Source organism: Pseudoxanthomonas suwonensis 11-1, from assembly GCF_000185965.1.
GTDB classification, from domain to species: Bacteria; Pseudomonadota; Gammaproteobacteria; order Xanthomonadales; family Xanthomonadaceae; genus Pseudoxanthomonas; species Pseudoxanthomonas suwonensis_A.
Genome location: NC_014924.1, coordinates 632919 through 647536, shown reverse-complemented (window position 1 = coordinate 647536; position 14618 = coordinate 632919). Strand labels below are relative to the sequence as shown.

The window sequence follows — 14618 nt, the reverse complement described above, 5'->3', positions numbered from 1 at the left end:
GCCTGGCACCTGGATGGTGGATGTCCCGGATGCGGCCTGCGGCCCTGTCCGGGCCAGGCGATTCCGGGGTCAAGATTCCGAGGGGAAGGACCAGATGCGACCCGGCTGCGGCAAGCGCCTGCAACCCTTGGCCGGGTCCCGACCCTCTCCCCCTCCCCTCTCCCCTCTCCCGTGCGGAGAGGGAGCAGAACCGGGTATCGCGGATGGCGCCGCGCATAGGACGAGCGCGGACCAGTGGTCCGCAAACGCTCGCCCTCGTCCCACGAGGAGGGGAAACAGGCACGGCCCAGCGCGCATAGGGCTTGCGCCCCCGCGGGCTGCGTCAGGGCACCTCTGCGCCCCACGGGGCCGGCGGCAGCTCCACCGGCGTGGTGAGGTCGAAGTCGACCTGGAACAGGCGACCGTCGGGACGCGAGAGTTCGTAGCGGAAACGCTGGCCAGGCTCGATCTCCATCGCCCAGGTGTTGCGCACCGAGGCCTGCAGGCCGGCGCCCTCGAACATGGCCACGGACCCAGCGTCGACCGGGAACTCCTGGCGGATAGCGGTGCCGGCCTCGCGGGTGTCGCCGCCGTACATGGTCACCGCGTCCGGGCTGCCGTCCTCGTGGCGGTGGTCGTGCTTCAGGCGCAGCCCTTCGGCGGTGCGGGTCAGCACCCAGGTACGCGAATGGTCGTCGCCGACATGGAACGGCACCCGCAACTCGCGATCGGGCTGTTCGCAGCCGCGCACGTGCATCACCAGCGCCTTGCCGGCGAACGCGTCCGGCTGCCCGGCCGGCGCCGCGGGCTGGTCGACCACGACCCTGCCGGCGAAGGCCTGGCCGCAGTGGCTGGCCAGCGCGGCGAGGAAGGCGTCGGCCGGGGCGGCTTCGGCCGGAGCCGGTGCAGCGGCATCGCTGCGCGGCACCTCGTGCATGCCCGCGGCCGGGTCGGAGGACGGCGTGCCGGGCCCGCAGGCCGCCAGCAGGAACAGTGGCAACAGGGCCGGGAACACCGCGCGGCGGGCCATCAGCTGGTGGCCGCCGTGGCCGGGCTGGAGCTGGCGGACGAGGAATCGGACGACTTGGAACCACCGCCATCGGCGAGGTTGCGCTTCTTGTCGCCGTCCTTCTTGAAGTCGGTCTCGTACCAGCCGCCACCGGCCAGCCGGAACGAGGGCGCGGTCACCTGGCGACGGATCCTGCCGGGAGCATTGCACGAGGGGCAGGTATCCGGATCGGCATCGGACAGCTTCTGCAGGCGGTCGAAGGCATGGCCGCAGGCGTCGCACTGGAAGGCGTAGATGGGCATGGCGCACACGAGAAGTGGGAAAAACCGCAGGCGATATGGTGGCACGTATCCAGGATTCAAGCCCGGCGTGCGGCTCGCGATGCCGGGTCCGGAGGCTGGCCAGGCAGGTTCCGGCGTGCAGCGGTCGAGGTGGCAAGCCGTGGCCGCCACGCGTGCGATGCCTCTCCCGCGCCTGCCCGGCTGGCGTCCCCACCGCGTCTGGACAGGGCAACCGACCATGCAGCCGCACATGCCGTGGATGGGTCGCAAGCCATTGTTGGGGGCCGGTCCCCCACCGACCCGTCCCGGAACCCCATCAATGGAGTGCTGGAGCCCTCGCGAGCTCTCCGGATGCCGGCGCGACGGTACGGCGACCCCATCCGCGGGCTCGACGGTCGCAACGACGGGCGCAAACCGTCGTTGCCGCAGGCAGGCGCGTCCGTGCGCGGTACTTCAGCGACCGGCCACCAGCTGCGCCGCCAGCGCGCCGGCCCGCGCCAGCACCGCGTCGCGGGACGGGCTATCGACCTTCGCGCCCTGCAGGTAGGCGGTCACCACCCAGGGCGAGCCCTGGCCCAGCGGCCAGGCGACGGCGATGTCGTTGCGGGTGCCGGCGCCATCGCCGCCGGTCTTGTCGCCAACCCGCCAGCCCGGGCCGATGCCGGCGCGCAGGCAGTCGTCGCCGGTGCCGTTGTCGACCAGCCAGTCGGCGAGCTGCATGCGCGAGGCCGGGGACAACACGTCGCCCAGCACGCAGCGGGCCAGGCTTCCGGCCATCGCCCGCGGGCTGGTGGTGTCGCGCGGGTCGCCGGGCGCGAACGCGTTCATCTCCGGCTCCATGCGGTCACTGCGGGTGACCCTGTCGCCGATCCCGCGCAGGAACGCAGTGAGCCCGGCGGTTCCACCGATCCGGCCCAGCAGCAGGTTCGCGGCGCCGTTGTCGCTGGTGGTCATGGTCGCGCGGCACAGGTCGCGCACGGTCACGTCCTTGCCGACGTGGCGGCGCGTGACCGGCGAATGCGAAACGATGTCGGCCTCGCCCACCGGCAGCCGCTCGTCCAGCGACAGCGCGCCGCGGTCGGCCTGGGCCAGCACCGCCGCCGACAGCATCGCCTTGAAGGTGCTGCACATCGGGAAGCGCTCTTCCGGACGATGGCCGCCGAGATGGCGGCCGCTGCCCGCATCGAGCACGGCCACGCCCAGCCGCCCCTGCGCGGCCGCCTCCAGGGTGGCGAAGTCCGCCGCCGCGGCGATGCGCGCGCGCACAGCGTCGCCGCCGGCCGCAGGAACTGCAGCGCGCGTGATGGCCGGCACCACGAGCATGGACGCGGCGGCCAGGCCGGCGGACTGCAGGAAACGGCGGCGGTCAGGCATGGATCGATCCTCCTCGGGTATGGCAGCCGATTATCCGCAGCGCTTCCGACGCGCCACCATCGCAGGATTTCGGGAGCAGCCATTAGCTGTGTTTGTGGCATCCGTAGCCCTGTAGCCGGGCAAGCGAACCGCACCGCGCCGACGCAATGCGACTTGCCATGGACGGACGTCTGGCAAGTCGCCACGCGCCGCACGGTTTCCGCTGGGTTGCAGGACAGGGCCTTGGGGGGCATGGCGGGACCCCGGATGCGGCCTTCGGCCTTATCCGGGCTACGCGTTGCGCCTGTAGCCCGGATAAGCGCAGCGCATCCGGGAAATGCGCCGCGAAAGCGGCGGCCCGGGCCCACGAACATCGCCCTACCCGCCCTGCGGTAGCCTCGGCACTCCGCCGCCTGCCCGCACGCGATGCCCCGTCCACCGCTTCCGCTCAACGCGCTGCGCGCGTTCGAGGCCGCCGCCCGCCACCAGAACCTCACCCGCGCCGCGCTGGAGCTGTGCGTGAGCCAGGCTGCGCTGAGCCACCAGATCCGCACGCTGGAGCAGCGCCTGGGCGTTGCCCTGTTCCACCGCCTGCCGCGCGGCGTGGCGTTGACCGAGGAGGGCGCGGCGCTCTATCCGGTGCTGCAGGACGCGTTCGACCGCATCGCCGAAGGCATGCAGCGCTTCCTCGGCGCCGAGGACCGCCAGGTGCTGACCGTGGCCGCGGTGGCGACCTTCGCCGCCGGCTGGCTGCTGCCACGACTGCCGGCGTTCGAGCAGGCGCACCCGGATATCGAAGTGCGGGTGCAGACCCACAACAACCGCATCGACCTGGCCAGCGAGGGCCTGGACCTGGCGATCCGCTTCGGCGACGGCGACTGGCAGGGCCACGAATCCACCGCGGTGCTGGATACCCGGTTCGCACCGCTGTGCGCGCCGGAAGTGGCCGCGCGCCTGCGCGAACCGGCCAACCTGGCCACGGTCCCCCTGCTGCGCTCCTACCGCGCCGACGAGTGGCCGCGCTGGCTGGCCGCGGCCGGGGCCAGTGGCGTGGAAGCACGCGGGCCGGTGTTCGATTCCTCGCTGGCGCTGGCGGCCGCCGCATCGGCCGGTGCCGGCGTGGCCCTGCTGCCGCTGCGCATGTTCGAGCGCGAGCTCGCCGATGACCGGCTGCTGCAGCCGTTCGCCACGACCGTGGAGCTGGGACGCTACTGGCTCACCCGCCTGCGCTCGCGCACCGAGCGCGAACCGGCACGGCGATTCCGGCTGTGGCTGGCGGAGCAGGGACGGACCGGGGTGTAGCGCGGGAAACAGGAGGCGCGCACCGGCGCATCCCGCCCCTCAATCCAGCATTTCCAGCCAGGCCTGCTCGGCCTGTTCCAGGCGCGCGGCCAGGGCTTCGCGGTCGCGGGCCAGGTCGGCCAGGCGGGCGGCGTCGGCCATGACCGCCGGGTCGGCCAGCTGGGCATCGAGCCCGGCCAGCTGCGCTTCCAGCTCGGCGACCTTCTTCTCGGCAGCGGCCAGCTTGACCGGGTTGGCCGGCTTCTTCGCCGGTGCCGGCGCGGCGGGCGCCGGCGTGGGTGCCGGGGCCTCGGCGGCGGCCTGCTCCAGGCGCGCGCGGGTGCCCTGCGCCACCGGGCGGGTGCGCAGCCAGGCGGCGTAGTCGTCGAGGTCGCCGGCGAACGGCTCGACCACGCCGTCGGCCACGCGCCAGAAGGTGTCGCAGACCAGGCCGATCAGGTGGCGGTCGTGGCTGACCATCACGATCGCGCCGTCGAAGTCCGCCAGCGCCTCGGCCAGGGCCTCGCGCATCTCCAGGTCCAGGTGGTTGGTCGGCTCGTCCAGCAGCAGCACGTTGGGCTGCTGCCAGGCGATCAGGGCCAGGGCCAGGCGCGCGCGCTCGCCGCCGGAGAAGCCGTCCACCGGCTCGAAGGCGCGGTCGCCGGGGAAGTTCCACTTGCCGAGGAAATCGCGGAAGGCCTGGGTCGGGCTGTCCGGCGAGATATCGCGGAAGTGGTCGATCGGCGACTGGCCCTCGTGCAGCGATTCGACCGTGTGCTGGGCGAAGTAGCCGATGCGCAGGTCCGGGTGCGCATTGCGCTCGCCCACCAGCGGCGGCAGCTCGCCGACCAGGGTGCGCACCAGGGTGGTCTTGCCGGCGCCGTTGGGGCCGAGCAGGCCGATGCGGTCGCCCGCCTCCAGGCCGAAGCCGACGTCGTGCAGGATCACCGCCGGCGGCTTGCCGCTGCCCGGTTCGGCGGCATAGCCGCACTGCGCGTCCTGGATCCGGATCAGCGAATGCGGCAGCCGGTTCGGCGGGGCGAACTGGATGGTGAACTCGCGCTCCGAGCGCACCGCCTCGGTACCGGCCAGCTTGGCCAGGCGCTTCATCCGGCTCTGCGCCTGGCGCGCCTTGGAGGCCTTGGCCTTGAAGCGGTCGATGAAGCTCTGCAGGTGGGCGCGCTCGGCCTGCTCCTTCTCGTGCGCGATCTGCTGCTGGCGCAGCTGCTCGGCGCGCTGGCGCTCGAAGTCGGTGTAGCCGCCCACGTACAGCCTGGCGTTGCCGCCATGCAGGTGCAGGGTGTGGGTGGCGACGTTGTCCAGGAACTCGCGGTCGTGCGAGATCAGCAGCAGGGTGCCCGGATACTTCAGCAACCACTGTTCCAGCCAGTAGACCGCGTCCAGGTCCAGGTGGTTGGTCGGCTCGTCCAGCAGCAGCAGGTCCGAGGGCATCATCAGCGCGCGGGCCAGGTTCAGGCGCACGCGCCAGCCGCCGGAGAACGAGGACACCGGGCGCTGGTGGGTGTCGGCCGGGAAGCCCAGGCCGTGCAGCAGCTTGCCGGCGCGGGCCTCGGCGTCGTAGCCGTTGAGCTCGGCCAGCTTCTGGTGGGCGTTGGCCACCGCCTCCCAGTCCTCGCGCGCATTGGCCTCGGCCTCCTCGCGCAGCACCGCGGCGATCACCGCGTCGCCGCCGAGCACGAACTCCAGCGCCGGATCCGGCAGCGAAGGCGTTTCCTGCGCGACCGAGGCGATCCGCACCTTGCCGGGCAGGTCGACGTCGCCCTTGTCGGCCTCCAGCTCACCCTTGATGGCGGCGAACAGGCTGGACTTGCCGGTGCCGTTGCGGCCGACCACGCCCACCCGGTATCCGGCGTGCAGGGCCAGGTCGACATTGGACAGCAGCAGGCGTTCGCCGCGGCGCAGGGCGAAGTTGCGCAGGGAAATCATAAGGAAGGGGGCTTAGAACCAAAGGGAATCAGCAGATGCGGAGGCATCCTGCGACAGCCCATTCTACGTTAACGAATACTTGACAACACACCGGTCCAGCATGAGCGACGGACCCCCAGCAGCCCACCAGGTCTTCCGTACCAAGCAGCAAGGAGTAAGCCCCCCATGGCCCTGAAGCCCCACCTTCTCGCCGCCGCCGTGACCACCGCCCTGCTTGCCGCCGCTCCCGCGGCCCAAGCCCAGGAGGCCGGCGAAGCCGCCAGCCGCAGCCCCACCGTGCTGGACACCCTGATCGTCACCGGCACCCGCATCGCCGACCGCACCGTGGCCGAGTCGCAGTCGCCGATCGACATCATCACCCCCGAGGCGCTGTCGGCCACCGGCACCACCGAGCTGGCCACCGCCCTGGCCCGTGCCCTGCCCTCGCTGAACTTCCCGCGCCCGGCCATGGCCGACGGCACCAGCGGCGTGCGCCCGGCGCAGCTGCGCGGCCTGTCGCCGGACCAGGTGCTGGTGCTGGTCAACGGCAAGCGCCGCCACGTCTCGGCCCTGGTCAACGTCAACGGCACCATCGGCCGTGGCTCCTCGGCGGTGGACCTCAACGCCATCCCGGTGGCGGCGATCGAGCGGGTGGAGGTGCTGCGTGACGGGGCCTCGGCCCAGTACGGCTCGGACGCGATCGCCGGCGTAGTCAACATCGTGCTCAAGGGCGCCGGCGAAGGCGGCAGCCTGGTCGCCGCCGGCGGCGAGTACTCCGAGGGCGACGGCACCCAGTGGCAGCTGTCCGGCGATGCCGGCCTGGGCCTGCGCCGCGACGGCGGCACCGTACACCTGGCCGCCCAGGTCGGGCACCAGGACCCGACCAACCGCTCCGGCCCCTACCAGGGCACCGCGCCGCACACCGGCAACTTCCCCGGCGTGGGCGAGCGCGGGTTCCGCTTCGGCGAAGCCGAGGTCGACCAGTTCGCGGTCTCGGCCAATGCCGCGTTCAACGTCGGCGAGCGCTCGCAGGTCTACCTGACCGCCATCGCCAGCGACCGCGACATCACCTCGTTCGCCTTCTACCGCTCGCGCAACCACAGCGGCCAGGGCAACCTGCTGGCCCAGGTCTACCCGGAAGGATATGTGCCGGAGATCAACCAGGACGCGAAAGACCGGAGCGCGGTGCTGGGTTACAAGGGCAGCAGCGACAATGGCTGGACCTGGGACCTGAGCTACAGCTACGGCAACAACGACCTCGACTTCCACACCCGCAACACCATCAACTACGCCCTGGGCGTGGACAGCCCGCGCAGCTTCCATGCCGGCCGCCTCGAGTACTCGCAGGACGTGTTCAACGCCGATTTCTCCAAGGCGCTGGACCTGGGCCTGGCCTACCCGGCGACCCTGTCGCTGGGCGCCGAGTACCGCGAGGAGGAGTGGCGCCAGAGCGCCGGCGAGCCGGACTCGTACTTCGGCAGCGGCGCACAGGGCTTCGGCGGCTTCACCCCGCGCAACGCCGGCAGCTACCAGCGCGACAGCCATGCGGTGTATGCCGGCCTGGAGGCGGACCTGACCGACCGTTTCTCCGCGGGCATCGCCGGCCGCTACGAGGACTATTCGGACTTCGGCAGCGAGACCTCGGGCAAGCTGTCGGCGCGATACGCCTTCAGCGACGCGGTCGCCCTGCGCGCCACCGTGGCCAGCGGCTTCCGCGCCCCGGCCCTGGCCCAGCAGAACTACCAGGCGGTCACCACCAACATCAACAACAGCGTCGTCACCGAGACCGGCACCTTCCCGGCCAGCGGAGCAGTGGCCCAGGCCCTGGGCGCCGAGCCGCTGACGGCCGAGACCTCGCTGTCCTACAGCGTCGGCCTGGTGTTGCAGCCTGCCGAGCGCGTGTACGTCACCGTCGACGCCTACCAGATCGACATCGACGACCGCATCGTCCTGTCCTCCAACCTCAACCTGGTCGGCAACCAGGCCGCGCAGGACCTGCTGGCCAGCCTGGGCATCAACGGGGTGACCGCGGCGCGCTACTTCAACAACGCCATCGACACCCGCACCCGCGGCGTGGACGTGGTCGGCACCTGGTCGGTGCCGCTGGCCGCCTCCAGCCTGGACCTGACCGCCAGCTACAACCACAACAAGACCGAGGTCACCCGGATCGCGCCCAACCCGCCGGCCCTGGCCAGCCTGGGCGCCAACCTGGAGCGCATCGGCCGCGACGAGCGCGGCCGCATCGAGGAAGGCACCCCGCGCGACAAGTTCGCCCTGGGCGCGCTGTGGAAGCTGGCGCAGTGGGACTTCAGCGCCAACGCCACCCGCTACGGCGAGTTCACCAGCCGGCACGCCAGCATCGCGGCGCAGGACCAGACCTACAGCGCCAGGTGGACCCTGGACACCGCGGTGAGCTTCCGCCCGGCCACCGGCTGGACCCTCACCCTGGGCGCGGACAACGTGCTGGACGAGTACCCAGAGGAGACGATCTTCGTGAACTCCACCTCCGGCATGATCCCGTACAGCCTGTACTCGCCGTTCGGCTTCAACGGCCGCTACGTGTACGGCCGGGTGGGCTACGCCTGGTAAGCGGGCGCGGTCCGCTCCCCATGGAGGCCCCGGCATTGCCGGGGCCTTTCCTTTTGGGCCCGACTGGCCGCGGGGGCCGCGCCGCCGCGGCACCCGGGTGATTCCAGCCCGGCTTTCCCTGTCCCACGAAGCCTGGTCCACTTCGGCGGCCAGGACCGGACGAGCACGCGGCACGATTCGTGCCAACGTTTTATTTACGCGGGACACCGGCATCAGCGAAACTCGGGGGCCGGGCGGATTCCCGCACACGACCTCCCCTGATGCATCACGACACCAGCCTGATCGACATCGTCGCGGTTGGCCTGGCCTTGGCTTTCGTCCTCGGCGCCTTGGCCAACCGCCTGCGCCTCTCCCCGCTTGTCGGCTACCTGATCGCCGGTATCTGCGTCGGCCCGTTCACGCCGGGCTTCGTCGCCGACCAGGAGATCGCCAACCAGCTGGCCGAGATCGGCGTGATGCTGCTGATGTTCGGCGTCGGCCTGCACTTCTCCATGCAGGACCTGCTGGAGGTGAAGTGGATCGCCATTCCCGGCGCGGTGGCGCAGATCGCGGTGGCGACCCTGCTCGGCTGGGGCGTGGCCTGGCTGATGGGCTGGTCGCACCTGCATGGCATCGTGTTCGGCTTCTCCCTGGCCACCGCCTCCACCGTGGTCCTGCTGCGGGCCATGGAGGAACGGCGCCTGCTGGAGACCGTGCGCGGCAAGATCGCGGTGGGGTGGCTGATCGTCGAGGACATGGCCTGCGTCCTGGCCCTGGTCATGATGCCGGTGATCGCCGGCCTGTTCGGCCCGCAGGCCGGCGGCGAGAGCCACAGCTTCGGCAGCGTGATGGCCTCGATCGGCTGGACCTTCGTCCAGCTGGGCCTGTTCGTGGCGGTGATGCTGCTGGTCGGGCGCCGGGTGATCCCGTGGGTGCTGGAGCGCATCGCCGGTACCGGTTCGCGCGAGCTGTTCACCCTGTCGGTGCTGGCCATCGCCCTGGGCGTGGCGTTCGGCGCCGCGGCCCTGTTCGGCGTGTCCTTCGCCCTGGGTGCGTTCTTCGCCGGCATGATGCTCAACGAGTCCGAGCTCAGCCACAAGGCGGCCAACGACTCGCTGCCGCTGCGCGACGCGTTCGCGGTGCTGTTCTTCGTCTCGGTGGGCATGCTGTTCAACCCGGCGATCCTGCTCGAGCACCCGTGGCAGGTGCTGGCCACCGCCGCGATCATCATGTTCGGCAAGTCGGCGGCGGCGTTCTTCATCGTCCGCGCCTTCGGCCATCCCAAGGCCACCGCGCTGACCATCTCCGCCTCGCTGGCGCAGATCGGCGAGTTCGCCTTCATCATCGCCGGTCTCGGCGTCGCCCTGCAGATCCTGCCGCCCACCGGCCAGGCGCTGGTGCTGGCCGGCGCGCTGATCTCGATCATGCTCAACCCGATGATCTTCATGCTGCTGGACCGCTGGGAAGCGCGCCATCGCGAGGAGGTCCAGGTGCAGCCGGAACCGGAAGTGCAGCCGGGCCCGCCGCTGCAGGCCGGCAACCACGCCATCGTGATCGGCTACGGCCGGGTCGGCAGCGAGCTGGCCAACGTGCTGCGCGACCGCGGCGTGCCGGTGGTCATCATCGACGACAACAGCCTGCACGTGGACCGTGCCCATGCCCTGGGCATCCCCGGCATCCGCGGCCATGCGGCCTCGGACAAGGTCCTGGCCGAGGCGCATCCGGAGTCGGCGAGCATCGCCATCCTCGCCATCCCGCAGCCGCTGGAGGCCGGCGAGGCGATCGCCAAGCTGCGCGCCCTCAACCCTGCCCTGCCGGTGCTGGCACGCGCGCACAGCGACGCCGAGGTCAAGCACCTGCTGCAGCACGGCGCCGACGGCGCGGTCATGGCCGAGCGCGAACTGGCCTACTCGCTGGCCGAGATGGTCATGTCCACCCCGGCCTACCGCTATGCCGGCCGCCCGGAAATGACGGTGCCGCCGGTCTGAGCCGGCGGCACGCATCCAGTCCTGGTTCCTGCTGCTGATCCACGGCCACCGCGGCATCCGCCCGGTGGCCGTTTCGCATCAGGCCGCGGCCAGCGCCTGCCCGAGGTCGGCGACCAGGTCGTCGATATGCTCGATGCCCACGCACAGGCGCACGGTGTCCTCGCTGACCCCTGCCTTCTCCAGCTCCTCCGGCGACAGCTGGCGGTGGGTGGTCGATGCCGGATGGGTGGCCAGCGACTTGGCGTCGCCGATGTTCACCAGGCGGGTGAACAGCTGCAGCGCATCGAGGAAGCGCGCGCCGGCCTCGCGCCCGCCGGGCAGGCCGAAGGTCAGCAGGCCGGAAGCGCCCTTCGGCAGGTACCTGCGCACCAGCGCATGCTCAGGATGGTCGTCCAGGCCGGCGTAGTTCACCCAGGCCACCTTCGGGTGCTGCTGCAGGTAGCGGGCCACGGCCAGGGTGTTCTGGTTGATCCGCTCCATGCGCAGGGCCAGGGTCTCGATGCCCTGCAGGATCAGGAAGGAGTTGAACGGCGAGATCGCCGCGCCGGTATTGCGCAGCGGCACCACCCGCGCGCGGCCGATGTAGGCCGCCGGGCCCAGGGCCTCGGTATAGACCACGCCGTGGTAGCTGACGTCCGGCTCGTTGAGGCGGCGGAAGCGCGCCTTGTGCTCGGCCCAGGGGAAGCGGCCGGAATCGACGATCGCGCCACCGACGCTGTTGCCGTGGCCGCCCAGGTACTTGGTCAGCGAATGCACCACGATGTCGGCACCGTGGTCGAACGGCCGCAGCAGGTAGGGCGTGGCCACGGTGTTGTCGACGATCAGCGGCACGCCGTGCTCGTGGGCGACCTTGGCCACCGCTTCGATGTCGGTGATGTTGCCGCGCGGGTTGCCGATCGACTCGACGAACACCGCCTTGGTGCGTTCGTCGATCAGCCTGGCGAACGCGTCCGGGTCGCGGTAGTCGGCCAGCCGCGCCTCGATGCCGAACTGCGGCAGGGTGTGGGCGAACAGGTTGTAGGTGCCGCCGTACAGCGCGCTGGAGGAGACGATGTTGTCGCCGGCCTCGGCGATGGTCTGGATCGCGTAGGTGATCGCGGCCTGGCCCGAGGCCAGGGCAAGCGCGGCGATGCCGCCCTCGAGCGCGGCCAGGCGCTGCTCGAGCACGTCCTGGGTCGGATTCATGATCCGGGTGTAGATATTGCCCGGGACCTTGAGGTCGAACAGGTCCGCGCCGTGCTGGGTGTTGTCGAAGGCGTAGGCCACCGTCTGGTAGATCGGCACGGCCACCGCGCGGGTGGTCGGGTCCGGGCTGTAGCCGGCATGGACGGCAAGGGTCTCGGGCTTCCAGTTCGGTGCACTCATCGATGGCGCTCGCGTTGCGTTGGACGGAAGCACCGAAGATAGCCGAGCAAAGGCGCGACGGAGCGCACGGTTTCAGCGCCAACCATCGCCACGCGGAATGTGCTCATTCCGCGAAAGACAGGCGGCGACCCCAGGCCGCCGCCACCCAATCACGAATCACCAATCACGAATCACCAATCACGAATCACCAATCACGAATCGCGAATCGCGAATCACAAATCAAGAATCACCAGTTCACGTCCGTGCGAACACCAGGTGGCTGCCCTCGGCGTCGACCTTGATGGTGTCGCCGCTGGCGAACTCGCCGGACAGGATCTTCTGCGCCAGCGGGTTCTCGACCTGGGCCTGGATCGCGCGCTTGAGCGGGCGGGCGCCGTACACCGGGTCGAAGCCGACGTTGCCCAGCAGCTCCAGGGCCGCGTCCGACAGGTCCAGCTTGAGGCCGCGCTCGTGCAGGCGCTTCTCCAGGCCGTGCAGCTGGATCCGGGCGATGGACGTGATCTGCGCCTTGTCCAGCGGATGGAACACGACGATCTCGTCCAGGCGGTTGATGAATTCCGGGCGGAAATGCGCCTGCACCACGCCCATCACCGCCGCCTTCATCTGCACGTAGGCCTCGGGCGAACCGTCGCCGGACAGCTCCTGGATCTGGTGCGAGCCCAGGTTGGAGGTCATCACGATGACGGTGTTGCGGAAGTCCACCGTGCGGCCCTGGCCGTCGGTCAGGCGGCCGTCGTCCAGCACCTGCAGCAGGATGTTGAATACATCCGGATGCGCCTTCTCCACCTCGTCCAGCAGGATCAGCGAGTACGGCCGGCGACGCACGGCCTCGGTCAGGTAGCCGCCCTCCTCGTAGCCGACGTAGCCCGGAGGCGCGCCGATCAGGCGGGCCACCGAGTGCTTCTCCATGAACTCGCTCATGTCGATGCGGACCATGGCCTCGGCGCTGTCGAACAGGAATTCGGCCAGGCCCTTGCACAGCTCGGTCTTGCCCACGCCGGTCGGGCCCAGGAACAGGAACGAGCCGATCGGGCGGTTCGGATCGGACAGGCCGGCACGCGAGCGGCGCACCGCGTCGGAGACTGCGCGGATCGCCTCGTCCTGGCCGACCACACGCCTGTGCAGCTGCTGCTCCATGCGCAGCAGCTTGTCGCGCTCGCCCTCGAGCATCTTGCTGACCGGGATGCCGGTCCAGCGGCTGACCACCTCGGCGATCTCCTCCTCGGTGACCTTGTCCTGGACCAGCTTGAAGTCCTTCTTCTCGGCCTCGGCGGCGGCGGCCAGCTGCTTTTCCAGCGCCGGGATGCGGCCATACTGGATCTCGCTCATGCGCGCGTAGTCCTGGGCGCGCTGCGCGGCTTCCAGTTCGATCCGCGCCTGCTCCAGCTGCTCCTTGACCCTGGTCGCGCCCTGCAGCGCGGCCTTCTCCGACTTCCACACCTCGTTGAGGTCGGAGAACTCGCGCTCGAGCTTCTCGATGTCGGCCTCGAGGTCGGCCAGCCGCTGCTTCGAAGCGTCGTCCTTCTCCTTCTTCAGCATCTCGCGCTGGATCTTGAGCTGGACCAGGCGGCGCTCGAGCCGGTCCAGCTCCTCCGGCTTGGAGTCGATCTCCATGCGGATGCGCGAGGCGGCCTCGTCCATCAGGTCGATGGCCTTGTCCGGCAGCTGGCGGTCGGCGATGTAGCGGTTGGACAGGGTGGCCGCGGCGACGATCGCCGGGTCGGTGATCTCCACGCCGTGGTGCACCGCGTAGCGCTCCTTGAGGCCGCGCAGGATGGCGATGGTGTCCTCGACGCTGGGCTCGCCGACGAACACCTTCTGGAAGCGGCGCTCCAGCGCGGCGTCCTTCTCCACGTACTGGCGGTACTCGTCCAGGGTGGTGGCGCCGATGCAGTGCAGCTCGCCGCGCGCCAGCGCCGGCTTGAGCATGTTGCCCGCGTCCATGGCGCCCTCGGCCTTGCCGGCGCCGACCATGGTATGCAGCTCGTCGATGAACAGGATGATCTGGCCCTCGTTCTTGGCCAGGTCGTTGAGCACGGCCTTCAGCCGCTCCTCGAATTCGCCACGGAACTTGGCACCGGCGATCAGCGCGCCCATGTCCAGGCTCAGCACGCGCTTGCCCTTGAGCTGCTCGGGCACCTCGCCCTTGACGATGCGCTGGGCCAGGCCTTCGACGATCGCGGTCTTGCCCACGCCCGGCTCGCCGATCAGCACCGGGTTGTTCTTGGTGCGGCGCTGCAGGACCTGGATCGTGCGGCGGATCTCCTCGTCGCGGCCGATCACCGGGTCCAGCTTGCCGGACTCGGCGCGCGCGGTGAGGTCGATGGTGTACTTCTCCAGCGCCTGGCGCTGGTCCTCGGCGTTCTCGGACTGCACGGTCTCCCCTCCGCGGATCTTCTCGATGGCGGCCTGCAGGCGCGCCTTGTCGGCGCCGGCGGCCCTGAGCGCCTGGCCCACGGCGCCGGTGTCTTCCAGGGCGGCCAGCACGAACCACTCGCTGGCGATGAACTGGTCGCCGCTCTGCTGGGCGAGCTTGTCGGTCAGGTTGAGCAGGCGGCCGAGGTCGTTGCCGACCGACAGGTTGCCGGCCTGGCCGGAGACCTTGGGCAGCTTCTCCAGAGCCTCGCCCAGCCGCTCGCGCAGCACCGGCACGTTGACGCCGGCCTGGGAAAGCAGGGGCCGGGTGCTGCCGCCGGCCTGGTCGACCAGGGCGACCAGCACGTGCACCGGTTCCAGCATGTTGTGGTCGCGGCCAACGGCCAGCGACTGCGCGTCGGCCAGCGCCTGCTGGAAACGCGAGGTGAGCTTGTCCATCCGCATGGGGTAGTCCTCGAAGAGGGGGCCGGCCGTGCCGGCGATGTCCACCAG

Annotated in this window: 9 protein-coding genes; 3 read left to right on the top strand and 6 right to left on the bottom strand. The window is 70.5% G+C overall.

Annotation, left to right across the window (positions count from 1 at the left end):
- Nucleotides 1-322: 322 nt before the first annotated feature.
- The 3 genes from PSESU_RS02890 to bla all read right to left on the bottom strand — a co-directional run bounded on the left by PSESU_RS02890 (nucleotide 323) and on the right by bla (nucleotide 2643).
- Nucleotides 323-916, bottom strand: coding sequence for a hypothetical protein (locus PSESU_RS02890; protein ID WP_049782405.1), 594 nt, complete (start codon nucleotides 914-916; stop codon nucleotides 323-325).
- 92 nt (nucleotides 917-1008) lie between these two features.
- Entirely contained in the window at nucleotides 1009-1290 is a 282-nt protein-coding gene (locus PSESU_RS02885) for an FmdB family zinc ribbon protein (RefSeq protein WP_013534267.1), read from the bottom strand.
- Between the two features lie 432 nt (nucleotides 1291-1722).
- Nucleotides 1723-2643, bottom strand: coding sequence for a class A beta-lactamase (gene bla, locus PSESU_RS02880; protein WP_013534266.1), 921 nt, complete (start codon nucleotides 2641-2643; stop codon nucleotides 1723-1725).
- A gap of 405 nt (nucleotides 2644-3048) precedes the next feature.
- Here bla and PSESU_RS02875 point away from each other — a divergent pair, with 405 nt between their 5' ends.
- Nucleotides 3049-3924, top strand: a complete 876-nt coding sequence (locus tag PSESU_RS02875; RefSeq protein ID WP_013534265.1) for a LysR family transcriptional regulator — start codon at nucleotides 3049-3051, stop codon at nucleotides 3922-3924.
- 39 nt (nucleotides 3925-3963) lie between these two features.
- Here the strand turns inward: PSESU_RS02875 and PSESU_RS02870 are convergent, their stop codons facing one another.
- Nucleotides 3964-5850: an ABC-F family ATP-binding cassette domain-containing protein gene (locus PSESU_RS02870; protein ID WP_013534264.1), complete on the bottom strand. Its 1887-nt coding sequence runs from the start codon at nucleotides 5848-5850 to the stop codon at nucleotides 3964-3966.
- A 165-nt stretch (nucleotides 5851-6015) separates the two neighbouring features.
- Here PSESU_RS02870 and PSESU_RS02865 point away from each other — a divergent pair, with 165 nt between their 5' ends.
- On the top strand, nucleotides 6016-8418 hold the full coding sequence (locus PSESU_RS02865) for a TonB-dependent receptor plug domain-containing protein (RefSeq protein ID WP_013534263.1): 2403 nt from the start codon (nucleotides 6016-6018) through the stop codon (nucleotides 8416-8418).
- A gap of 260 nt (nucleotides 8419-8678) precedes the next feature.
- Entirely contained in the window at nucleotides 8679-10385 is a 1707-nt protein-coding gene (gene ybaL, locus PSESU_RS02860) for a YbaL family putative K(+) efflux transporter (RefSeq protein ID WP_013534262.1), read from the top strand.
- 78 nt (nucleotides 10386-10463) lie between these two features.
- On the opposite strand, the gene PSESU_RS02855 is transcribed toward ybaL, so the two are convergent.
- Both PSESU_RS02855 and clpB read right to left on the bottom strand, forming a co-directional pair.
- The gene (locus PSESU_RS02855; protein ID WP_013534261.1) at nucleotides 10464-11750 is read right to left on the bottom strand and encodes an O-acetylhomoserine aminocarboxypropyltransferase/cysteine synthase family protein; all 1287 of its coding nucleotides are present in this window, start codon (nucleotides 11748-11750) and stop codon (nucleotides 10464-10466) included.
- A gap of 234 nt (nucleotides 11751-11984) precedes the next feature.
- Complete coding sequence (clpB, locus tag PSESU_RS02850) at nucleotides 11985-14570, bottom strand: ATP-dependent chaperone ClpB (protein WP_013534260.1); 2586 nt, start codon at nucleotides 14568-14570, stop codon at nucleotides 11985-11987.
- Nucleotides 14571-14618: the final 48 nt, after the last annotated feature.